Annotated in this window: 21 protein-coding genes and 1 tRNA gene; 7 read left to right on the plus strand and 15 right to left on the minus strand. The window is 65.8% G+C overall.

Annotated features, from left to right (window positions below; genetic code table 11):
- Window positions 1-2 precede the first annotated feature (2 nt).
- Window positions 3-1,949 (plus strand): threonine--tRNA ligase, encoded by a 1,947-nt coding sequence (thrS, locus tag OKW52_RS10425; protein ID WP_264505643.1) that lies wholly within the window; start codon window positions 3-5, stop codon window positions 1,947-1,949.
- Window positions 1,950-2,187: 238 nt separating this feature from the next.
- Here thrS and OKW52_RS10430 read toward each other — a convergent pair whose 3' ends face one another.
- Both OKW52_RS10430 and OKW52_RS10435 read right to left on the minus strand, forming a co-directional pair.
- A complete protein-coding gene (locus OKW52_RS10430) occupies window positions 2,188-2,478 on the minus strand; it encodes a hypothetical protein (RefSeq protein ID WP_264505644.1) in 291 nt (96 codons plus the stop codon).
- 1 nt (window position 2,479) lies between these two features.
- Window positions 2,480-3,523 carry an aldo/keto reductase gene (locus OKW52_RS10435; RefSeq protein WP_264505645.1) on the minus strand — a complete coding sequence of 348 codons (1,044 nt, stop codon included), beginning with the start codon at window positions 3,521-3,523 and terminating at the stop codon, window positions 2,480-2,482.
- A gap of 92 nt (window positions 3,524-3,615) precedes the next feature.
- On the opposite strand from OKW52_RS10435, the gene OKW52_RS10440 reads away from it, so the two are divergent.
- Window positions 3,616-4,365, plus strand: coding sequence for an ImuA family protein (locus OKW52_RS10440; RefSeq protein ID WP_264505646.1), 750 nt, complete (start codon window positions 3,616-3,618; stop codon window positions 4,363-4,365).
- 223 nt (window positions 4,366-4,588) lie between these two features.
- Here OKW52_RS10440 and nusB read toward each other — a convergent pair whose 3' ends face one another.
- The 3 genes from nusB to ribB are packed head-to-tail and all read right to left on the minus strand — an operon-like array spanning window position 4,589 to window position 6,711.
- Window positions 4,589-5,053: a transcription antitermination factor NusB gene (gene nusB / locus OKW52_RS10445; RefSeq protein WP_127104322.1), complete on the minus strand. Its 465-nt coding sequence runs from the start codon at window positions 5,051-5,053 to the stop codon at window positions 4,589-4,591.
- The gene (locus tag OKW52_RS10450; RefSeq protein ID WP_264505647.1) at window positions 5,050-5,589 is read right to left on the minus strand and encodes a 6,7-dimethyl-8-ribityllumazine synthase; all 540 of its coding nucleotides are present in this window, start codon (window positions 5,587-5,589) and stop codon (window positions 5,050-5,052) included. Before OKW52_RS10450 ends, nusB begins: the two co-directional genes overlap by 4 nt.
- A gap of 3 nt (window positions 5,590-5,592) precedes the next feature.
- Window positions 5,593-6,711 carry a 3,4-dihydroxy-2-butanone-4-phosphate synthase gene (gene ribB, locus OKW52_RS10455; protein WP_264505648.1) on the minus strand — a complete coding sequence of 373 codons (1,119 nt, stop codon included), beginning with the start codon at window positions 6,709-6,711 and terminating at the stop codon, window positions 5,593-5,595.
- 236 nt (window positions 6,712-6,947) lie between these two features.
- Here ribB and OKW52_RS10460 point away from each other — a divergent pair, with 236 nt between their 5' ends.
- Window positions 6,948-7,664 carry a transmembrane-type terpene cyclase gene (locus OKW52_RS10460; protein ID WP_264505649.1) on the plus strand — a complete coding sequence of 239 codons (717 nt, stop codon included), beginning with the start codon at window positions 6,948-6,950 and terminating at the stop codon, window positions 7,662-7,664.
- A 27-nt stretch (window positions 7,665-7,691) separates the two neighbouring features.
- Here the strand turns inward: OKW52_RS10460 and OKW52_RS10465 are convergent, their stop codons facing one another.
- The 4 genes from OKW52_RS10465 to OKW52_RS10480 form a co-directional block, all read right to left on the minus strand.
- Entirely contained in the window at window positions 7,692-8,030 is a 339-nt protein-coding gene (locus tag OKW52_RS10465; protein ID WP_264505650.1) for a response regulator, read from the minus strand.
- Entirely contained in the window at window positions 8,012-10,240 is a 2,229-nt protein-coding gene (locus tag OKW52_RS10470) for an HWE histidine kinase domain-containing protein (RefSeq protein WP_264505651.1), read from the minus strand. Before OKW52_RS10470 ends, OKW52_RS10465 begins: the two co-directional genes overlap by 19 nt.
- Window positions 10,237-10,791: a heme oxygenase-like domain-containing protein gene (locus tag OKW52_RS10475; protein WP_264505652.1), complete on the minus strand. Its 555-nt coding sequence runs from the start codon at window positions 10,789-10,791 to the stop codon at window positions 10,237-10,239. Before OKW52_RS10475 ends, OKW52_RS10470 begins: the two co-directional genes overlap by 4 nt.
- A 133-nt stretch (window positions 10,792-10,924) precedes the next feature.
- The gene (locus tag OKW52_RS10480; RefSeq protein WP_264505653.1) at window positions 10,925-12,820 is read right to left on the minus strand and encodes a heavy metal translocating P-type ATPase; all 1,896 of its coding nucleotides are present in this window, start codon (window positions 12,818-12,820) and stop codon (window positions 10,925-10,927) included.
- Window positions 12,821-13,053: 233 nt separating this feature from the next.
- Here OKW52_RS10480 and OKW52_RS10485 point away from each other — a divergent pair, with 233 nt between their 5' ends.
- Complete coding sequence (locus tag OKW52_RS10485) at window positions 13,054-14,094, plus strand: type I restriction endonuclease (protein ID WP_264505654.1); 1,041 nt, start codon at window positions 13,054-13,056, stop codon at window positions 14,092-14,094.
- 79 nt (window positions 14,095-14,173) lie between these two features.
- Here the strand turns inward: OKW52_RS10485 and OKW52_RS10490 are convergent, their stop codons facing one another.
- Window positions 14,174-15,367 (minus strand): GAF domain-containing sensor histidine kinase, encoded by a 1,194-nt coding sequence (locus OKW52_RS10490; protein ID WP_264505655.1) that lies wholly within the window; start codon window positions 15,365-15,367, stop codon window positions 14,174-14,176.
- Window positions 15,368-15,598: 231 nt separating this feature from the next.
- On the minus strand, window positions 15,599-15,940 hold the full coding sequence (locus tag OKW52_RS10495; protein WP_264505656.1) for a lysozyme inhibitor LprI family protein: 342 nt from the start codon (window positions 15,938-15,940) through the stop codon (window positions 15,599-15,601).
- Between the two features lie 573 nt (window positions 15,941-16,513).
- Here OKW52_RS10495 and OKW52_RS10500 point away from each other — a divergent pair.
- On the plus strand, window positions 16,514-17,206 hold the full coding sequence (locus tag OKW52_RS10500) for an outer membrane protein (protein ID WP_264505657.1): 693 nt from the start codon (window positions 16,514-16,516) through the stop codon (window positions 17,204-17,206).
- Between the two features lie 141 nt (window positions 17,207-17,347).
- Here OKW52_RS10500 and OKW52_RS10505 read toward each other — a convergent pair whose 3' ends face one another.
- The 3 genes from OKW52_RS10505 to OKW52_RS10515 all read right to left on the minus strand — a co-directional run bounded on the left by OKW52_RS10505 (window position 17,348) and on the right by OKW52_RS10515 (window position 19,021).
- Entirely contained in the window at window positions 17,348-17,968 is a 621-nt protein-coding gene (locus OKW52_RS10505) for a hypothetical protein (protein WP_264505658.1), read from the minus strand.
- Window positions 17,969-18,028: 60 nt separating this feature from the next.
- Complete coding sequence (locus tag OKW52_RS10510) at window positions 18,029-18,679, minus strand: hypothetical protein (protein ID WP_264505659.1); 651 nt, start codon at window positions 18,677-18,679, stop codon at window positions 18,029-18,031.
- A gap of 258 nt (window positions 18,680-18,937) precedes the next feature.
- Window positions 18,938-19,021, minus strand: a tRNA-Leu gene (locus OKW52_RS10515).
- A 147-nt stretch (window positions 19,022-19,168) separates the two neighbouring features.
- Here OKW52_RS10515 and OKW52_RS10520 point away from each other — a divergent pair.
- Complete coding sequence (locus OKW52_RS10520; protein WP_264505660.1) at window positions 19,169-19,681, plus strand: Hint domain-containing protein; 513 nt, start codon at window positions 19,169-19,171, stop codon at window positions 19,679-19,681.
- Window positions 19,682-19,703: 22 nt separating this feature from the next.
- On the opposite strand, the gene OKW52_RS10525 is transcribed toward OKW52_RS10520, so the two are convergent.
- Complete coding sequence (locus OKW52_RS10525; protein WP_264505661.1) at window positions 19,704-21,233, minus strand: NAD(P)H-hydrate dehydratase; 1,530 nt, start codon at window positions 21,231-21,233, stop codon at window positions 19,704-19,706.
- A gap of 184 nt (window positions 21,234-21,417) precedes the next feature.
- On the opposite strand from OKW52_RS10525, the gene OKW52_RS10530 reads away from it, so the two are divergent.
- Window positions 21,418-21,756, plus strand: coding sequence for a P-II family nitrogen regulator (locus OKW52_RS10530; RefSeq protein WP_127104309.1), 339 nt, complete (start codon window positions 21,418-21,420; stop codon window positions 21,754-21,756).
- Window positions 21,757-21,771: the final 15 nt, after the last annotated feature.

A 21,771-nucleotide genomic window follows, 5' to 3' on the forward strand; every position in this document is an offset into this window, starting at 1 on the left:
CGATGAGCCAGATTTCCCTGACCTTTCCCGATGGCAATGTGCGCGCGTATGCGGCAGGCGTGACGCCCGCCGAGGTGGCGCAATCCATTGCGCCGTCGCTGGCCAAGGCCGCGATTTCCGCGCAGGTGAACGGCGTTCACTGGGATCTGCAATGGCCCATCACGGCCGATGCGAATTTCTCGATCAACACGCTGAAAGACGACGCCCCGGCGCTGGAACTGATCCGGCACGATCTGGCGCATATCATGGCGCGCGCCGTGCAAGAGCTGTGGCCGGACACCAAAGTGACCATCGGCCCGGTGCGCGATTACGGCTGGTTCTATGATTTTGACCGCGCCGAGCCCTTCACGCCCGACGATCTGGGCGCGATCGAAGCGGTGATGAAGAAGATCATCAACGCCCGTGATCCGGTCCGCACCGAGGTCTGGTCGCGCGCGGACGCCATCAAGTTCTATGAGGACGCCGGTGAGCCCTACAAGATCGAGCTGATCAACCGCATTCCGGCGGATCAGGATCTGCGCATGTACTGGCACGGCGAGTGGCAGGATCTGTGCCGCGGCCCGCATTTGCAGAACACGGGTCAGGTGCCCGCCGATGCCTTCAAGCTGACGCATGTCGCCGGGGCCTATTGGCTGGGCGACAGCACGCGGCCGATGTTGCAGCGCATCTATGGCGTGGCGTTCCGCAAGCGTGATGACCTGAAAGCGCACATGACCATGCTGGAAGAGGCCGCCAAGCGCGACCACCGCAAGCTGGGCAAAGAGATGGACCTGTTCCACATGCAGGAAGAGGCCCCCGGTCAGGTGTTCTGGCACCCGAACGGCTGGACGATCTATGCCGCGCTGCAAGACTACATGCGCCGCAAGCAGCGGGCGAATGGCTATGTCGAGGTGAACACGCCGCAGGTGGTGAACCGCAAGCTGTGGGAAGCCTCAGGCCACTGGGAAAACTACCGCGAGAACATGTTCATCGTCGAGGTTGACGAGGAAGGCGCGCGCGAGAAGGTGGTCAACGCGCTCAAGCCGATGAACTGCCCGTGCCACGTGCAGATCTTCAACCACGGTCTGAAATCCTACCGCGACCTGCCGCTGCGCATGGCCGAGTTCGGCTCGTGCGCGCGGTATGAGCCCTCGGGCGCGCTGCATGGCATCATGCGGGTGCGCGGCTTCACGCAGGATGATGGCCACATCTTCTGCACCGAAGAGCAGATCGAAAGCGAGGCGCGCGATTTCATAGAGTTCCTGTCGGGCGTCTATGCCGATCTGGGCTTTACCAAGTGGCGCATCAAGCTGTCGACGCGCCCCGAAAAGCGCATCGGCACCGAAGAAAGCTGGGACTTCGCCGAGGGCGCGCTGGCTGGCGCCGTGACGGCGGCGGGGCATACCTATGAGATCTTCGAGGGTGAAGGCGCCTTCTATGGTCCCAAGCTGGAGTTCGTGCTGACCGACGCCATCGGCCGCGACTGGCAATGCGGCACGCTGCAGGTTGACCCCAACCTGCCCGAGCGGCTGGACGCGGAATATGTCGGCCCCGACGGCGGCAAGCATCGCCCGATCATGCTGCACCGGGCCACGCTGGGCTCGTTCGAGCGCTTCATCGGCATCCTGATCGAGGATCACGCCGGCAAGCTCCCGCTGTGGCTGGCCCCGCAGCAGGTGGTTGTCGCGTCGATCGTGTCGGATGCGGATGACTATGTGCACGAGGTCGTGGCCGCCCTGACCAAGGCGGGCTTGCGCGCCGAGGCGGATATCCGCAACGAGAAGATCAACTACAAGGTCCGCGAGCATTCGCTGGCCAAGGTGCCCGTGATCCTGGCGCTGGGCGCGCGCGAAGTGGCCGAGCGTACGGTCTCGGTGCGCCGTCTGGGCGACACGCGCACCGCGTCGATGGGGCTTGACGACCTGGTGGCCGAACTGGCCGCCGAGGCCACGCCGCCCGATCTGGCCTGATCGCTGAATGACAAAACCCCGCCTTTCGAGGCGGGGTTTTCGTTTGGATCAGTCGATGCAGAGCGTCTCGCGCCGACCGGGAGCGGTGAACACCTCCTGACAGCCAAAGAGCGGCGTAAACGGCGCGCAGGTGCCCGAGCGCGCCAGACACAGCCCCTCGCAATCGCTGGCCGCATCGCAGCGCTGGCCTGCATCGCGCGTGGTGTGGAGGCAGGCATAAAGCCCCCGCGGCGCGGTGTCAGACTGCCCCCATCGCGCAGACAGGCAGCGCGTTGCTGGGCGAGCATCGGGGGATCGGGCGGCGGCGCGGGCGCGGGGGTGTCGGCTGGCCGGGGGCGGTGACCGGCTCGGGGGGCAGATCTGCGCTTTGGCCTGCCGGGGGCAGGGTGGTTTCGGTGATCGCCGGTGCCAGTGCCAGTGCCTGTGCCTGTGGCGGTGCCTGTGCGGGAACAGGGGCTGCGGCGGGGGCCATCTGACAGGCCGCCACCAGCAGCGCTGTCACCAGTATCAGGGCGTTGCGCAGGGCCATCTTAATACGGCATCGGATGCGCGCGGTGGATCGCGTCAAGCCGGGTCACCAGCTCGGCATCCAGCGCCATGTACAGGGCCGGAAGCTGCTGCTCGAGCTGCGCGGTCGTCGTTGCCCCAAGGATCGGCAGCACCGGAAAGGGCCGGGTCCTGAACCACGCCAGCGCCATCTGCACCGGGTCCACGCCCCAGTCGCGCGCCGCGCCCAGATAGGCGGCGACGGCGTCGAACACGCGCGGGGTGATCCGCCCGCCCAGATCCGGCGTGGCCGACCGGCGCGACGAGTCCGGCGTCACGCCCCCGGCGTATTTCCCGGTCAACAGACCCGCCGCGAGGGGCGAGAAGGCCAGCATCGGAACCTGCTCCATCGCCAAAGCCTCGGCCATGTCGGTATCGGCCAGACGGCACAGCAGGGAATATTCGTTCTGGATTGAGGCGACGCGGGGCAGGCCTGTCTCCTGTGCGATGCGCAGCCATTGCGCCAGACCCCAGGCGCTTTCGTTCGACAACGCGATCTGGCCGATCTTGCCCTCGGCGATCAGCGCCGCGGCCTCGGTCAGCACCTCGGTCATGTGCGCGCGCACGACGGCGGCGTCATGGCCGGGCCTGAAGCCCCAGTTGCGGCGGAAATGATACGAGCCCCGGTTGGGCCAGTGCAGCTGATAGAGGTCGATATGGTCGGTCCTGAGGCGGCTCAGCGAGGCCTCGACGCCCGCGCGCAGCCGCGCCGCGTCGATCAGGGGCGCGCCGCCGGGGATCACCGCGCTGCCCTCGCCGGTGACCTTGGTCGCCAGGATCAGGCGGTCGCGGCCCCCGTGCCGGGCGATCCAGTCGCCGATGACCGTCTCGGTGCCGCCCAGCGTTTCGGGCTGCACGGGATTGGTCGGATACATCTCGGCGGTGTCGAGGAAATTCAGCCCGTGCTCGAGCGCAAGATCAATCTGGCGATGCGCGTCCGGGGGTGCGGTCTGGCGGCCCCAGGTCATGGTGCCAAGGCAGAATTCGGGAATTTCGGGGCCGTTTGGGCCGAGGGTATGGGTGCTCATGCGGTCTCCTGTTGCCCTGAACGTAACCTGTCGGGGGGAAAGGCAAGCGGAGCGGGATTGAGAACAAAAAGAGAACATGCTAGGGTGCGGGGATGGCTGATCCTGACGATTCCCCCTCGCAACGACGGCTCGCGGAGCTTGCCGCGCTGGCGCAGCAGATTGCGGCAGTGCAGGGCATCGGGGCAGAGAACGGGCCGCTGCCGTCCCCCGCGCCGCTGGCCCCGCTGCCGCAGATGACACTGGCGCGCGGGCGGGTGCATGAGCTGACCGGCCCGGCCCGCACCACGCTGGCGGCGCTGGCGGCAGCGGTGGCGCAGGGGGAGGGGCCGGTGGTGTGGCTGCGGCCGGGCTGGCGGAACGAACAACTCTGCCCGCAGGGGCTGCGCGCGCTGTTGCCCGATCCGGGCGCGCTGATCGTGGTGCCCTGCGCCAAACCGGTGGATGTGCTGTGGAGCCTGGAAGAGGCGCTGCGCGCGGGCTGCGTGGCGCTGGTGCTGGCCGAACTGGCCGACGCCCCCGACCTGCGCGCCCTGCGCCGCCTGCATCTGGCGGCGGGCGAGGGGCTGGCGCGCAACCGTCAGGCCGGGCGCGTGCTGCCGGCGCCGCTGGGGCTGGTGATGGCCTGCGACAGCGCCGACAGCCGCATTGCGGGGGTGGAAAGCCGCTGGGCGCTGCACCCGCTGGCGCCGACACCGGACGCCCGCCGACAGCGCTGGCGGCTGGACCGGTTGCTGACCCGCAGCCAACCGCCGCGCGACTGGGAAATCGACGGCGGCCCGCTGCCCGAGGGCACGTCCTGCATGCCGCTGGGCGCTGATGAGACCCTGAGCGAGGTTGCGTGACCGCGCGGAGAGCCCTGCGGGCTCACGCCGTTAAGTGCGTTTGAGGGGCGCTGCCCCTCTGGCGCGTGCCGCGCCATTCACCCCGGGATATTTGGGGACAGATGAGGCGCATGGTTAACAAAACCTTATCATCTGTCTGAAAATACCCTCGGGGGGTGAATTCGCTGAAAGCGAAGAGGGGGGCAGAAGGCCCCCTTGCCCCGGTCCCGGACCCGCGCTGACGTCAGAAGGCTTCGGGCCGGATCTCGTGCGCCATGTGGTCGAGCACGGCGTTGACGAATTTGGACTCGCGGCCTTCGGGAAAGAAGGCCTGCGCGATCTGGACGAATTCGGTGATCACCACGCGCGGCGGGGTGTCGGTTTCGGCCATTTCAGCCCCGGCGGCGCGGAAGAGGGCGCGCAGGGTGGGGTCGATGCGGGCGATGGGCCATTTGGCGACCAGCGCGCGGTCGGTGAGCTGGTCGATCTTGCCTTGCCGGTCGACCGCCAGATCCACCAGTTTGCGAAACAGCGGCACGTCGGCGTCGACCCAGTTTTCTTCCTCGGTCTCGGCCCCGATGCGGTGGGTTTCGAACTCGGCGCGGACCTGCTCGACCGTCTGGCCCGAGATTTCCATCTGGAACAGCGCCTGAACGGCGTAGAACCGGGCGGCGGCGCGTTTGGCGCGTTTGTCGTTGGGCGCGCTCATGCGTCAGAGCCTCCGTCAGCCATCAGCACAGAGTCGCCTGCCGGACGAAAGCCGACGGTGCCGCGTGCGCCGCCCCAGCGGCGTTGCAGGGCGATCAGGTGCAGCGCGGCCGCGGCCGCGCCGCCGCCCTTGTTCTGGTCCTTGGGATCGGCGCGGACGATAGCCTGCTCGATGGTTTCCACCGTCAGGATGCCATTGCCCAGACACGCGCCTTGCAGGCCCAGCAGGGTCAGCGCGCGCGAGCTGTCGTTGCACACGGTGTCGTAATGCGTGGTTTCCCCACGGATGACGCAACCCAGCGCCACAAAGCCGTCGAAATTGGCCATGCGATGTGCCTGACCAATCGCGGCGGGCACTTCCAGCGCGCCCGGCACTTCGATCAGCTCATGCGTCGCGCCGGCCTCGTCCAGGGTTGCGCGGGCACCGGCGATCATCATGTCGGCGATGTCGCGGTAATAGGGCGCGACGACGATCAGCAGCTTGACCGGCTTGTCAAAGCGCGGCAGCGGCAGGGTATAGTGGCTGGCTCCGGCCATGGCTCACTCCTTGGGAATGGGGCGGGTGCCCGCAATGCTGAGCCCGTAGGCCTCGAGTCCCACCACACGCGGGGTGGGCGAATTGGTCGCCAAGGTTAGCACATGCAGGCCAAGCGCGGCGAGGATCTGCGCCCCCAGACCGTATTGGCGCAGGGTACTGGGCGAGGCACCTTCGTCCAGAGCGAGGGTCATCGCCGTGTCGCGCAGCAGCACGACAACGCCGCGCCCTTCGGCCGCGATCATCTTCATCGCGCAGCGCAGGTCGCCCGCGTGGTCCGCGCCGATGCCCAGCACGTCCTCGAGCGGGTTGAGCTGGTGCATGCGCACCAGAACCGGCTCGGGCGTGGTCAGATCGCCCATGGTCAACACGACGTGCTCGGCGCCCTGGGTCTGGTCGGTGAAGACCCGCATCGACCAGTCGCCGCCATGCGCCGAGGTCACGGCGCGTTGGGCGGTTTCGCGCACCAGATTGTCGTGGCGGCGGCGATAGGCGATCAGGTCGCTGATCGTGCCGATCTTGAGGCCATGCATCTGGGCAAAGGCGATCAGGTCGGGCAGGCGGGCCATTTCGCCGTCGCCCTTCATGATCTCGCAGATCACGCCTGACGCGTTCAGCCCCGCCAGCCGCGAAATATCGACGGCCGCTTCGGTATGCCCTGCGCGCACCAGCACGCCGCCCTCGCGGGCGCGCAGCGGAAACACATGGCCCGGCGTGGCGATGTCGGCACCGGTTTTGGACGGGTCGATGGCCACGGCGACAGTGCGCGCGCGGTCATAGGCCGAGATCCCGGTGGTGACGCCTTCACGCGCTTCGATCGACACCGTAAAGGCGGTCTCGTGGCGCGAGGCGTTGTTGGTGGACATGAGCGGCAGGCCCAGCGCGTCGATCCGGTGCCCCGGCATCGACAGGCAGATCAGCCCGCGGCCATGGGTCGCCATGAAATTGATCGCCTCGGGCGTGGCCATCTGGGCCGGGATCACCAGATCGCCTTCGTTCTCGCGATCCTCGTGGTCGACCAGAATGAACATCCGTCCATTGCGGGCCTCGTCGATGATTTCTTCGATCGACGAGATGGCTTCGCGCCAGTTGTCCTCGACCGGGCCGGGCTTTTCGTAATCCATCGCGCGCTCCTGTCCGCTTGATGTGCAGATAGCGCAAGGCAGAGGCAGGTGAAAGGGGGCGAGGGGTGCTACGTGGCGGTGCTGCGCGCATTGCAGGCCCCGCTTGGTAGACAAGAGACGAAAACCGTGATCAATCCTGCCCTGTTTTGCGGACAGGCAGCTTTCGGCAGCGGCCTGCCATGGACCCGGAAATGATGCCCCGCAGGGGCAAGACGATACAACGGACGGCCCCGAGCATGCAGAGCTATACCATTTTCGCCTACCATCTTTGTACCTACACCTGGGCGCTGGCCTATGCGGCGATCATCTATCGGGGGTTCAAGGACAAGTCCTACGGCATGCCGATTGTCGCGCTGACGCTGAACCTGGCCTGGGAGCTGGTGTTTGCGCTGCTGATCCCGCCCTATGGCAGCGCCGATGCGACGCTGATCCCGCATGGCGGGCTGAAGGCGCAGATGATCTTTCTGGTCTGGGCGACGCTGGATGTGGTGATCCTGTATACGTATTTCAAATACGGCTACAAATACTTCGCCGAGAAATACAATGTCAGCCGGCGCGCGTGGGTCGCGTTCACCATCGCGATGCTGATCTTCTCGTTCTTCATCATGTATAACGGCGGCAATTTCCTGCGCCAGTTCACGCTGTATTTCAACAACGATCAGATCGAGGCCGCCAAGGTCATCGCCTTCATCCAGAACGCGCTGATGTCGATCTCGTTCATCGCGATGTACTACATGCGGGGCAACACCGAAGGGCAAAGCTTTACCATCGCCTGGGCCAAGTGGATCGGCTCGTCGATGACCGGTGGGATCATCTATACGATCACCCATGCCGACGACGGCGCGTTTGTAATCACCTTCATCGCGGCGATCTTTGTGGCGGATGTGTACTACATGTTCCTGATGTACCGCGCGCTGAAACGTCAAGGGATCAACCCCTGGACGCGGTTCTGACACGGCAAAGCCGGCGCGTGGGGTGACTCACGCGCCGCTTTTGTGCTGGGCAAACGCCGCCTTGAGCGAGGCTGCCGAGAACGGCTTTTGCACGATGGGGCAGGGCGGATAGACCTCGACGAGCTCAGCCGAGGCACCATAGCCGGTGGCCAGCACGAACGGCACGCCCTTGGCATGCAGGGCTTCGGCCACGGGAACGGACTGTTCCTCGCCCAGATTGACATCGAGCAGCGCCAGATCGACCGGGTTGTTGGCGATCCAGTCCAGTGCGGCGGCAACGCTGGCGACGATCTTGACCTCGGACGCGCCCAGATCCTCAAGGATGCCAGCCGCGTCCATGGCGATGATCAGCGTATCCTCAAGCACCAGCGCCTTGCCCGCGATGCCGGACTTGCGCGCAGGTTCGAGCGCCGGGGGGCGGCTGGTGCGGCATCGGTGCTGCGGATTTCGGTGATCGCGGTGGGCGGCAGGCGGAACTGTGCCTCGACCCCTGACATCCGGTAGGAAATCTGTGCATCGCCGCGCAGCTCGTGCGGGATGGAATTCTCGATGATCGTGGAGCCAAAGCCGCGCCGTTTGGGGGGCGATACCGGCGGGCCGCCGCGCTCGACCCAATCGATGAGCAGCCCGCCCGAGCTGTCGCTACGCAGCGTGATCTGGAGGCGGCCCGACTGGTCGCAGAGCGCGCCGTATTTCATCGAGTTGGTCGCCATCTCATGCAGCACCAGCGCCATCGTCGTATAGGCACGCGGGGTGATCATCGCGTCGGGGCCGGTGATGTGCACGCGCTCGGTCTTGTCGTCGGCATAGGCGGCAAATTCGCAGGAGATCAGCGAGATCAGCGAGCTGGGCTCCCAATGCTCGGCGGTCAGCTGGTCATGCGCGCGGGCCAGTGCCTGTATGCGACCGTCCAGATTGTCGGTGAATTCCTCCAGCGTGCGCGCCGACGAGCGCGACTGGGCCAGCAAGCCGCGCATCAGGTTGAGGATGTTGCGCACCCGGTGGTTCAGCTCGGAAATCAGCAGCTCTTGCTGTTCCTGCGCGCGCTTGCGCTCAAGACTGGTGGCCTCGGTGATCTTCAGGAAGATCTCCAGCAGCACCGTGCGCAGGATTTCCGCCGCGTGGATCTGCTGACCGGACCACGGCGCGCTGCGCCCCTGAGCCGTTTCGCGCCACACATCGAAGCTTTTGCGCGGGGTCAGGCGCACGCCGTTGGGGCCGATGCTGACCGGCTTGGACGGATCGCCTGCCCAATCGATCGTCTCGAGCACCGGGCGGCGCGAGAGCAGCAGATAGTCGCGCGGGCGCTTGGAGATCGGAATCGCCAGAATGCCCGCGACCCGGTCCTGATAATCGCGCGCCGTGTCATGCACCTTGCCCAGACACTCGCTGGCGAACACGCCCGAGCCGATGGAGCGGTCCAGAAACCGGGCCAGCGCGCGGGCTTCTTCTTCGCTGAGTGCGGTGCCGGTGGCGCTGTAGGTGCCATCTTCGATCAGCGCGAGGCCGTCATGCGGGATGACGCCGCGAATATCCTCGGACGCAAACAGCAGGCTTTCCGACAGCGCGCGGCCATCGGCCATATGGCTCATCAACAGGGTCTGCAGGCGGCCGGTCTGTTGCTCGGCTTCCTTGCGGGCGCGGTCTTCGAAGCTGGTCAGCTCATACGAGAAGATATGCCCGAACATCTCGATCGCGGTGCGGCGCTCGTAGTCGATATAGCGCGGGCTGTGGTGGTGGCAGGCAAACAGGCCCCACAGCTTGCCCTCTTTCATGATCGACACCGACATCGAGGCCTGAACGCCCATGTTGGTCAGATATTCGATATGGATCGGCGATACCGCGCGGGTCACGGCCAGCGACAGGTCCAGCGGACGGCCCGACAGGTCAATGCCCGGATGGATCGGGCTGCCGGTGTCGCTGACATCGGCGATCAGCCGCAAGAGCGAGCGTTGATAGAGCGCGCGGGCCTGCACCGGAATGTCCGAGGCCGGGAACATCATCCCGTCGTATTTCTGCCGCCCGTCCGAGCGGATTTCGGCGATGACCTTGCCCGAATGATCGGGCTGGAACTGATAGACCATCACGCTGTCAAAGCCCGACAGCGCCTGCAATCCGCGCGCCGCGTCCATCGCCAGCATGCGCAGGCTGCCATTGCGGCGCACGGCAGCGATCTGGGGATACACCTCGGTCATCACGTCGCGCCCGCTGGCGGCACGCTTGGGCTCGAACTCGACGATCAGATGCGTGCCGGATTGGTGGATCGACACGTCAAACGCCCGCCCGTTGGCGCGCATCACCACGCCAAACAGCCGCACCACGCCATCGGGGGTCTGCACGCTGCGCAGCGTCTCGCGGATGCGGGCGAACCCGTCGGACACGATCAGCGCGGTCAGGGGCGCGCCGAGCGCCTGCTCGACCTCTACCCCCAGAATATCGGGCAGGTTGGCCGAGGCATGCTGCACGATCCAGTCGGACGAGACAGCCACCAGCGCGCCATAGGCTTGCACACGGCCCAGCTGGTGGATCGGTTCGCGGTCACAGTTGGTCAGATCGACAGGGGTGGAAGGCATCATAATGCAGCAACTTTTTCAGGGGTGTCTTGCCGGCGAGCGGCCTGCTGGAACAGCGAGAAAGCGGTGTTGGTATCGGCGATGATCGTCGCCGCGCGGGCCGAGGCCGGGTCGATGACGTCAAGCGCCGCGCAATGCGCGCGCCATAGGTCGGGCTGCGGCGACAGCTGGAAATAGGCCGGGAGGGCGCTGGGCGGCTGATCGGCAAAGATCTGGCGGCGCAGCACCTCGGTGCCCAGCCGCGAGCCGAGGATCAGGTAATCGACCGCCAGCGGGTCCAGCCCCCGCAAGGGCTGCGCGGGGTGCGCAGTTGTTCCGGTGGCCGCGAGATCAGCATCGAGGCGGGCGATCAGATCGTGCAACACGGGCGTGCAGATCAGCGCCGCAGGGTCAACACTGCAAAAGACCGCCCACAACCCGGCGCGCTGGGTCGCCAGAAACCACGGCAGGTGCCCGATGGGAGAGGCGGTGAAACGGGCGAGGTCATGCTCGGTGGCCACGTGCTGGGCCTGCGTCTGCTGACGCAGCTCGTGTCGAAAAGAGAGACGTGTCAAAATAGGCCGACCCTTTGTGCACCTTGGCTTTCAAAGCGTTTCACAATTGAGAGTCGCAAAACGTTGAACCCAACGTTGACGGACTGCAAAAGGTTCCGCCCCGGGCAAAGATTTTTCCAATAAAACGTAAGTTCTACCGGCGATTGTGCGACCGGTCGGCGCGGATGGGATCGCCCAGCAGCCGCAATCCGTTGAGCACCACCAGAACCGTCCCGCCCTCATGCCCGATCACCGCCAGCGGCAGCGGCAGCTCGAAGAAAAGCCCGCCGGTGACCAGCACCGCCATCGCCCCCAGCGCGAAGATCAGGTTCTGCTTGACGATCCGCGCCGTGCGCCGCGCCAAGCGGTGCGCCTCGGCCAGACGGGTCATGTCGTCGGACAACAGCGCCACATCGGCGGCCTGCAACGCCACCTCGGACCCCGCCGCGCCCATCGCGATGCCGACGTCGGCCCGCGCCAGCGCCGCCGCGTCATTCACCCCGTCGCCGACGAAAGCCACCTTGCCGCGCGCCGCCATCGCGGCGACCAGCGCCACCTTGTCGGCGGGCAGCAGGTCGGCGTGGATTTCATCCGGCGCGAGCCCCAGATCGCTGCCGATCCTGAGCGCCACAGCGCGCCGGTCGCCGGTCATCATTGCGCGCTCGGCAATGCCGCCCGCGCGCAGCGCCGCCAGCCCGGCGCGCGAGCTGGGCCGGGGTTGGTCGGCCACCGTGACCGCGCCCAACAGGTCGGCCCCGCGTCCCGCATAGATCAACGTCTGTGCGCCATCGGCCAGTGCCGCAACCGCGGGCCGGGTCACATCCGCCCCCATCCGCGCCGCCATGCGGGCGTTACCGGCCCAGAGCGCGCCCTGCGCATCCTCGCCCAGAATACCCTCGCTGGGCGCGGCATGGACGTTCTGCGCCGCCACCAGCGTCAACCCGCGCCGCGCCATCTCGGCGCGCAACGCGTGGCCAATGGGATGCTCGGAATTCGCCTCAAGCCCCGCCAGTGTCGACAGAAACGCGTCCTCGTCACCCGCCGCCCAAAGCCCGGTCACTTCGGCTTTGCCGGTGGTCAGCGTCCCGGTCTTGTCAAAGGCAAAGGCGCGCACCTCGGCCAATGTTTCCAGCGCCGCGCCGCCCTTAAACAACACGCCGCCCCGCACCGCTGCCGATAGCGCTGACAGGATCGCGGCGGGGACCGAGATCACCACGGCGCAGGGACTGGCCGCAACCAGCAGCGTCGCGGCGCGGTAGAGCGCGTCGTCCCAGCTCCAGCCCAGCAGCAGGAAGACGCCCAAGGCCAGCGCCGCGCCAAGCAGCACGGCGACGGTATAGCGCTGACCGAACCACGCGCTGAACCGCTCGGACGGGGCCTTGGCCGCCTGCGCATCGGTGACCAGCGCGATCATCCGCGCCACGGTTGACTCGGCTGTGCCATGCGCGACGGTCACATCAAGCACACCGTCCAGATTGGCCGTCGCCTCGAACACCGGGTCGCCGGCGGCCTTGTGGACGGGCATCGACTCGCCCGTGATCGTGCTTTCATCCAGCGTGCCATCGCCCGAAGCAATCACCCCGTCCACCGGGACCCGCGCGCCGGGGCGCAGAACGACGGTATCGCCGGGGATCAGCGAAGCGACGGCGACCTCGCGCAGCGCGTCGCCGTCGCGTTTCAGTGCCGTATCCGGGCGCAGCGCCATCAGCGCCTCGACCGCGCGGCGGGCGCGGCCCATGGCGCGGTGTTCCAGCGTGTTGGACAGCGAGAAGAGCGTCAGCAGCACCGCCCCCTCGATCGCGGCACCGACCGAGAGCGCGGCCAGCGCGGCGACGACCATGAGCAGATCAATGTCGAACACACGCGCGCGCCACAGCTCACGCCCCGCCGTCAGCGTCGCGGGCACCCCACCGGCCAGATAGGCGAGCAGCAGGGCAGGCGGGCCAAACCCGTCGGGCAGCGGTGTCCAGTGCGCCAGTGCGGCCACGATCAGCCCCAGCGCCGTGAGGGCGCTCAGCGCCAGGTCCATCGTGTCGATCCAGCGTTTCATGGCAATCGTCCTTGGGGCACACCGCAGGCAGAGCATGGCGGACGGTGTGAAACAAGGGCCAAGGACGCGTTACGTCCAAGGCACGACGCCGCAGCTTCCCCAGCGGAAACCCGCACGACGTTCTGGGGGGGGATTGTGGGATTGCGGCGGGCCGCCAGCGGAATTTCTTGACAGGCTGGCACGCGTCACCTCACGCTGGGATTTGTATAATTGTGGGTTGCAGGAGAATAAACGTGAGTATCGAGCAAACGATCAAATTGCTGTCGGACCGGGTAAATCGCCACGCCTCAACCATGCAGACCGAAGAAGCTGTCAAGACTGCCGTCGTGTTGCCGTTCTTACAAAGCCTTGGGTACGACGTTTTCAATCCGACTGAAGTTGTGCCTGAATTCACTGCTGATGCAGTGGGAAAACGCGGCGAAAAGGTCGACTATGCGATCAAGATCGACGATGAAATCCGTATCCTGATCGAATGCAAGCCTATCACGACCAAACTGGATAAAGTCCATTTGGCGCAGTTGTTTCGGTATTTCACTGTTACCAGCGCGAAGTTCGCCATTCTTACGAATGGTCGCCACTTTCAGTTCTTCTCTGACCTGGACGAACCCAACAAGCTTGATGCGCGACCGTTCTTCACATTTGACCTGGCTGAACCTCAGGCACACATTCTGGCCGAGTTGGTTAAGTTTGAGAAAAAGGGATTCAACGTTCAGGCAATTCTCGCGGACGCTGAACGCCTGCGCTACACGTCGGCGGTAAAGTCGCAGATCCAGAAACTCATGGAAGACCCGCCAGAAGATCTTGTTCGGTTGGTCGTAGGTCCGTTGCATGAGGGACGGTTTACTGCGGCGATCGTCGACCAGTTCCGCGGACTGGTGAAATCGGCCTTCCGTGATATGGTTCGCGAGGCAGTGCAGGTGCGACTGTCGTCGGCCCTTGCCACAACCGAAAGTGCGCCCGAGGTTGCCGAAGAGACCTCGGACATCGTCACGACCCCCGAAGAGACCGAAGGTTTTATGATCATCAAGGCGATTGTCGGTGGCACTATCAGACCTAGCCGCGTGGTGATGCGCGATCAGAAAAGCTATTGCGGTGTTCTGATTGATAATAACAATCGAAAGCCGCTTGCGCGGCTGCACTTCAACAGGACGGTAAAGTACCTCGGGCTGTTCGATGGTGAGGCAGAAGAGCGTGTTCCTCTGGAAACGCTTGAGGACATTTACGGGCACGCTGGGCGTCTGACCGCCACTGCCGCGCGCTATGCCGCGACCTGACAGCCCGGCGCACCGCACCCCGGACGCAGACAGCCCGGCAGAGCGCGACCGGCCGGGGCCGGGCGCGCCTTTGTTGGTGTCACGCCCGGCGCGCGGTGGCGGGTTCGGGGACCTCGGTGCGCCAGACAGGCAGGCGGATGACCGCGCTTGTTCCGGTGTCGGTGGTGCGCACCAGAAAGTCACCGCCGTGCAGCTCGACCAGCTTGCGGGTCAGCGGCAGGCCCAGCCCCAGACCGCCGCGCGTGTCACGGTTCTTGATGTCACCGCCCACCACGAAAGGCTCATAGAGCCGCGCCAGATTGACGTGATTTTCCAGCCGTCCGTTGTCGGTGACCCACAGCTCGAGATTGCCGTCGCCGTCCCGCCGCGCACCGACGCGGATCTGGTCGCCGCCATGGTTGATGGCATTGAGCGCCAAGGCATTCAGGGCGGTTTTCATATGGTCGGGGTCAAGCTGAACACGCAGCGACACGAAATCCGGATCGCGTTCGATGGTTTTCAGCGCGCCCGAGGCACCCGGCAGCGTCATGCCTTCGATGACCGCGAAAAGCTCGGACAGGTCGCACAGCTGCTCGTTCAGCGTCACCTCTCCCGACGAGGCATCACTGAAGTGGATGATCGTCTCGACCAGCGCCATCAGATGTTCGACCGATTTGCGCGCGGCGCGGGTCAGGCGCGGGTTGGCGGGCTCGCCTTCCTGCATCTCGAGCAGGCGCAAGCTGCCAAACAGGATGGTCAGCGGCGTGCGCAGTTCGTGGCCGATCAGGGCGATGAAGGCCTGCTTGGCCGACAGATCATCGGTGAGCGTTGCGGGCTGCGGTGGTGCCGCTTCGAGGGCCGCGACAACGGCGCGGCCCAGATCGACGAGGATGGCGATCTGCGCCTCGGAGGGGCTTTCATGCGGCTTGAGATCGAGCGCACACAGGCTGCCCAGCCGCTGACCCGACGCCAGAACCAGCGGCACACCCGCGTAAAACCGCGCCTGCGGACCGCCGGGGACCACCATCGGGTGACGCTTGAACCGAGGGTCGGCGGACAGGTCGGCGACGACGAGCGGATCGCCGGTCAGGACCGTGTAGGCGCAAAAGCTCATTTCCCGCGGCATGCGGTCCAGATCCATCCCGACGACGCATTTGTACCATTGGGTATCGTCTTCAAGGATGCTGATATGCGCCACGGGGCAATCCAGCAGCTTTCGGGTGGCTTCACAGAGCGCCTCGAACAAGGCGTCATTGTCCGACCCTAGGCCGGGCACGGCGAAAACAGACCGCAATCGGGCCTCTTCGTTAAAGGGGATAGGGTACGTACGCAACGAGATCGCTTCCTAAAGGGCAGTAGTGTTGACCTAATGCTAGGGCGATTTTTGGCGCGTCAAGGGGAAATCTGCAGATCAGGGTAAGGTTAACCTGTCGCAGGGGTGGAAACTGTGCGGTTTGTGCCACGCTTTGTGTCTGATCGCGGACCAATGCAGGCGGATGAAAGCCGCGGGACGGGTATCGTTGCCTCAGATCGGGCGGTCGATGCCGTCGTAGACCGCCTGCAGCGCCTGAAGACGCCGGTTGTAAGCGTCGCGGATGCAGGCGGCATTGGCACCGCAGGCCATACGCTCGCGCAGCCATGCGCTCTGATCGTCGTGCATCGCACCGCGCATGCCCATTGCGAACAGACCCGAGAGCAGCCGGAACATCGTTGCCATCTCGACATCGAGATCGTTGAGGTCGCGGTTCTGGCAGATCACCTGTTCGTTGGGGGTGAGCGTGGTCAGCGTGCAGTCAAAACTGGCCGCCTGCACCGCGCCGGGCAGCAGCAGGGCAAGACAGGTAAGAGTGCTCAAAAGGCTCCGCATGGGGGTGCTCCAATCGGGCGGGGTGTCCGTCTGTGAAGGATACACGACGCCACAGAGCCGTCCATGGTGCTGATGGCCGTCCGCTGCCGCCGCGACGACAGCTTTTGGCCGACGCAGGGCAACCGGCCCAGCCGGGCATCAGGCACCCGTGAAACCGTGCCCGCAAGGGGCCGGGGCAAAGCGCCAGACGCTGCCAAACCCCGCGTTTCCACCGCAAATGGCGAGGAACACACATTTTGACCAAAACGCAATCAACGCGCGCGTTTTGGTCAGGATGTGTGTTTCAGAACACTGCCGCTGGAAATAGTTTGTTCCCGGCTAAGGCATGGGCGGCTGAGGCAGGCCGGGTTTTATCGGCGTAGACTGGCCATTTGCCGCTTCCACACGCCACGCGATAAGGGGAAACCGTGTGTGTGGTGAAAGAGATATGCCGGGATTTAATATCTTGATTTCACTTTGTGGCATTAATGGCCGAGAAATATTATCGGTTGTCCCTCTCTCCCTTTTTTGTCTAGGTTTCACGCGCGTTGCACCGCCTGTCGCAGCGAGTCACGTGTCTTTTGGGAGAGATCTATGCCTGTTGCCTGCCGCCCCGTTGCCGCCGCCGCTTGCGCCCTTCTGTGCGTCGCGGCCCCTGTCTCAGCGCAGGACTGGTCTGGCACTTATGCAGGCCTGAGCGCGGGTTACACGGAAAGCGACGTTGATTGGACGGCCATGGGCACAAGCCTGTTCGTGCCGCCGAACGCGGGCTATTCCTCTGCCGAGAACGGCTCGACCTATGGTTTGCATCTTGGCCAGCGCTTTCAGCGGGACAATGGTCTGGTGCTTGGCTGGGAAGTTGGTGTTGCCGACCTTGACCATGATCGCCTCGCCGAGAATCCCTATACGTCCGGCGAAACCTTTCAGACCCAGTTCGGCCCCATGCTGACGGTCACCGGGCAGATTGGCCAAGCGACCGGCAATTGGCTGGTTTATGCCGAAGCCGGTCTGGCATGGGCCGAACGCCGGGTCACCAATCGCGCGCCTTATTGCGCCGTGGGGCCTTGCACGCTTGATCTTTCCACCTCGCGGCCGGGGTTCGTTCTTGGGCTCGGTGTGGATTATAAGGTGAGCGACCAGATGTCGATTGGCGTCAGCTATCGCAATACCCGCTTTGGCTCGAGCGAGGAAGCGGGGACTGTCTCGCAGATCGGCTTCCCGGAACAGTTGCGTATCGACGGCGACGCGTCCGTCGTCAGCCTGCGGCTGAACTGGTACTTTAACTGATAGTCCAGCCGGCACAGTCGCTGAAGATCGTGCCGGCAAGGCCCCGCCAGCGTTTCGGCGGGTGGTCAAGGCCGATGCCGTCAGCGCCAGCCCGGCCGATCAATGCCGACGATGCGCCGCCTTTCCGCCCGTTTTAGCCCGTCACTCGGGTGATCGATCCAGCCGCGCGGCATCCGTGATGGCCTGCGCGACGGCCACGGGCGGCAGCGCCGTGACGGGGGTGCGGCCGACGGCCATGCGGCGTTGCCAGTTCCGGCCCCCGGCCTCGAGCCGCTGGTTGATGGCGCGGGTCGTGGAGCCTTCGCTGGCCGGCAGGGGTCCGCCGAGCTGGACCGCAAGCGTATCGACGGCTTGGGTTTGCGGACCGGCCCAGAGGCACGAGAGACTGTCGCCGTCCCACAGGATCAGCGCGCGCTCATCGCCCTTGGTCAGCAGTGCGCCGCCGCCATCGAGCGCGCGTTCCACCGCGTCGGTCAGCGGGCCGAGAAGCTCGATCTGCGCCTCGGGCGTGCGGTCCGGCAGGAAAGACCACAGATGCGCCGCCGCGAGTGTCGTCAGTGTCGCGCGCCGCTCGGCGGTGTCGGGGTCGACCCATCCGCGCGCGCGCAGACCGGCGACGATCTCTGCGCCTTGTGCTGTCGTCGGCGTGCAATCGGCCATCAGGGCCGAAACTTCGGGCGCGGCGGTTACGGTGATCTGCGCGACGGCGGGCAGAGCGCCGAGGCTCAGGGCGGCGGCAAGTAAAAGCGTGTGCGTTTTCATCCCTGTCTTTCTTGCGTGAACCGGCATCAAAGCGGCGTGGAGCGGGGGCAGCAGCTGCGCTCAACCCTGCGGCGTCAGGCGTTCCATGTAGAACAGGTCGCTCAGCGGCGTCGGCGCGGGCTCGTGCGTGAGCCGCGACCAAAGGCGCATCGACCGGGTGCCTGTACCGTCGTCCTCGATCACCCGGCGGCTCAGCAGGCCGGTGGCGGCATCGTCTTGCGCCCCGCCGTGTTGATCCATCAGAGCGTCGGTTTCAGGGTTGCGCGGCATGCCAAGGATGCAGGTCACCTGCTCGCCACCCTCAGGCAAGGGGCGCAGCGCCACGAACAGAAGGGCTGCGTCCTTTTCATAGACGCGGGCCGCACCAGAGAGAACCATGTGCTCAAAGTTCCCGGCCAACTGCGGGGCGCGCGCGAAGCGCGCGTCGAGATCGTCACCCTCGTCGGTGATCTCCAGCACCAGCGCGGTGGCGAGGTCCGTGTAGCGCCCGTCGCGATCGGCGACGGCTTGGTGCCAGCCCTCTTGCTCAAGCGTGGCGCGGATCCCCAGACCGTCACGGCTGCGGTCGAAACACAGGGCGCTGACGTCGGCCATGGTGCCGCCAAAGGCAGCGGTCGCGGCGAGGGAAAGGATGAGGCTCTGGGCGACGAGGCGAGGGGCTCGGGTCGGCAGGCAATAGGCCATGGTGTCTCCGTCAATCTGGGCGGGCATGGTGGCAAGCCCCGCCGCGTATGACAAGACACTTGCGGCCTTCGGCAAATCTGGGAGGGGCGATGAAGGATGCCTGCGGGCACGCGCGATGGCAGGGCGCGGGGCCAATAGGTTCTGGTGATCAAGGGCTGGCGCTGCACCGCCGCTCAGCCTCGCCGCGGACTGGACAGGGACAGGAGGGCGGGAAACCAGCGGGGAAACATGTCCATCAGACCACCGGTGGTTGCCGGGGGGGGCGCAAGGAATGTTTCTTGAAAGTGGTGCGGGTGAAGGGACTCGAACCCCCACGCCAAAGGCGTCAGAACCTAAATCTGGTGCGTCTACCAATTCCGCCACACCCGCAAGCCAAGGCGGGTTCTAGCGTGCCACGGGCTTGAACGCGAGGGGGAATCGCCGTCAAAATGCGCGGGGCAGGTCATAATTTCGCCCTTATTGGTGCCAAAATGGAAACAATATCGAGCACCGCGTTTTTGTCAGAGGAAGTCATCCATGTTGTCATCCATCACGCCCCAGCTGTCGCCGCTTCCGCTTGCCACGCGCCGGTCGCGTCCGACCGGGCTGGTGCCGGGCACGTTGGTTCGGACGCGGGACGGCGAGATGCCGGTGGAGTTTCTGCTGGCCGGGGATCTCATCGAGACGGCCGACGGTCTGGTCGAGCTGCGCGGCACCTCGGTGCTGGCGGCGCGGGATGTGGATGTTGTCGTGATCGAGCCGGGCGCGCCGGTGGCGGCGGTCGGGCAGGGCCGGGCGCTGGTGGTGCCGGTGGATCAGCAGGTGCTGGTCAGTGACTGGCGGGCGATGATCCTGCACGGGCAGGCGCAGATGCTGACACCGGCCTCGTCGCTGGTGGACGATCTGCTGGTGCGCCGGGAGACGCGCGCCGCCGTGCCTCTGATCCGGCTGCATTTTGACACGCCCCAGGTGATCCGGGCCGATGGGATCGAGGTCGCCAGTGCGAGCACCCGCGCGCCGGTGGCCGGGGTCGAGCGCTACCTGCACTGAAGACGGTGCGCTCAAGCGCACCCTACCCGGGGTGGCCGATTACACGGCGCAGTACCGCAGGCAGGGCTTCTGGCAGATCCTCGGCGATCAGACCCGGACCGACGTGCCGCGCGGCGGCGGCATGCAGCCACGTGCCGGTGCAGGCGGCGGCGTAGGAGCCGACGCCCCGCGCCAAGAGACCGGTGATTATCCCCGCCAGAACATCCCCCGATCCCGCCGTTGCCAGCCACGGCGCAGCCTGAGCACCGCTGGCGGCGTGGACCGAGCTGCGGCCATCGGGCGCGGCGATGACCGTATCGGGGCCTTTGAGCACCACCACGCAGCCCGCGCGCGCCGCCGCCTGACGCCCAGCGTCGAGGCGCGAGAAGGCGGGGCCGTTGGCCGGTTCGGCGCTCAGGCGCGCGGCCAGATCGGGAAACAACCGGGCGAATTCGCCGCCATGCGGGGTCAGCACCCAGTCTTCGGGCAGGGCGCCGCTCACCGGTCCCAAGGCGGTCAGCGCATCCGCATCTACCACCGTAGGGCGGGGTTTCACCCCGCCTTCCCGCAACGCGCCCAGCAGCGCTGCCGCGCGCTCGATCCCCAGACCGGGGCCAAGGCAGAGCGCGGTGATGCGTGTGTCGGCCAGCGCTTCCGCCAGCGCCTCGGGGCTGTCGATCCGGCGCAGCATCAGCGCGGTGATCTGCGCGGCGACCTCCATCATCGCGGACCCCGGCGCGCCGAGCGTCACCAGTCCCGCCCCGATCCGAAGTGCGGCGCGGGCAGACAGGCGGGCGGCACCGGTGCGGCCCATGCCGCCGGTCAGGATCAGCGCGTGGCCATGGGTGAATTTATGCGCGGCGGTGGTTTTGTCGAGCTGTGCAAAGGCCGGGTCGTCGGGGGTGACAAGGCTGGCCGTCACGCCCGCAGCCTCACGCCAGGCGGCCACGCCGATATCCACGGTGACCATCTCGCCGCACAGCTCTGGTCCTTGTGCCAGCACATGACCGGGCTTGCGCCAGCCGAAGGTGACGGTGAGCGCGGCACGGGCCGGGATGCCGCCGGGGATCAGGCTGCGCCCGCTGTCCAGACACAGGCCTGAGGGGGCGTCGACGGCCACCACACGCGCGGATACGCGCGCAAGCGCTGCCACGACCCGCGCCAGTTCGCCCGTGACCGGCCGCGACAGGCCAGTGCCGAACACCGCGTCAACATAGACATCCGCCTGCGGCCCCTCTGCCAACGCCTCAGCCGTCAGTGGAGCAACCGGCCCCGTCCAAGCCCGCGCGTTCGACACCGCGTCAGGGGGCATCCGGTCCGCACCCGCCGCCGCCAGCACGCGGACCGTCCAGCCCCGGGCGGCGAGCAGCCGCGCGACCGCAAACCCGTCGCCGCCGTTGTTGCCCGGCCCGCAGAGCACACAGGCACGTTCAGCCCCCGGCCAGCGGGTCACAAGGGCGGCAACGACCCCCTCGGCGGCGCGTTCCATCAGGTCCAGACCGCGCACGGCGCCCGACTCAATCGCAGCCGTTTCTATGGCGCGCATTTGTGCAGATGTTACTAATTCGATCACGTCCGCCCCGTTTGCATTCAGTTGAAGCCTAAACTATAGTACATTTGCACAAATAATGTGCGATATCGGGGGATTTCCGCCGCGAATGGTGGAAAAGCCGCACCCCGGCAGGCTAGCGGATTGTCGCCTTGGCGGGAACGTGGTCTGAGGGTTGCGAGCCCGAACCCGGAGGGAGCGTCCGCGCATGAAAAAGATCGAAGCTATCATCAAGCCCTTCAAACTGGATGAAGTGAAGGAAGCCCTTCAGGAAATCGGTATTCAGGGGCTGTCGGTGATCGAGGTCAAGGGCTTCGGACGCCAGAAGGGGCACACGGAACTCTATCGCGGCGCCGAATACGTCGTTGATTTTCTGCCCAAGGTTAAGATCGAAGTGGTGCTGACCGACGACATGGTCGATCCCGCGATCGAAGCGATCATTGCCGCCGCGCGGACCGACAAGATCGGCGATGGCAAGATTTTCGTTTCACCCGTCGAACAGGTGATCCGCATCCGCACCGGTGAAACCGGCGACGACGCGGTCTGAGCCTAAACTTTACAC

The sequence above is a fragment of the Pararhodobacter zhoushanensis genome (assembly GCF_025949695.1).
In the GTDB taxonomy this organism is placed as follows: domain Bacteria; phylum Pseudomonadota; class Alphaproteobacteria; order Rhodobacterales; family Rhodobacteraceae; genus Pararhodobacter; species Pararhodobacter zhoushanensis_A.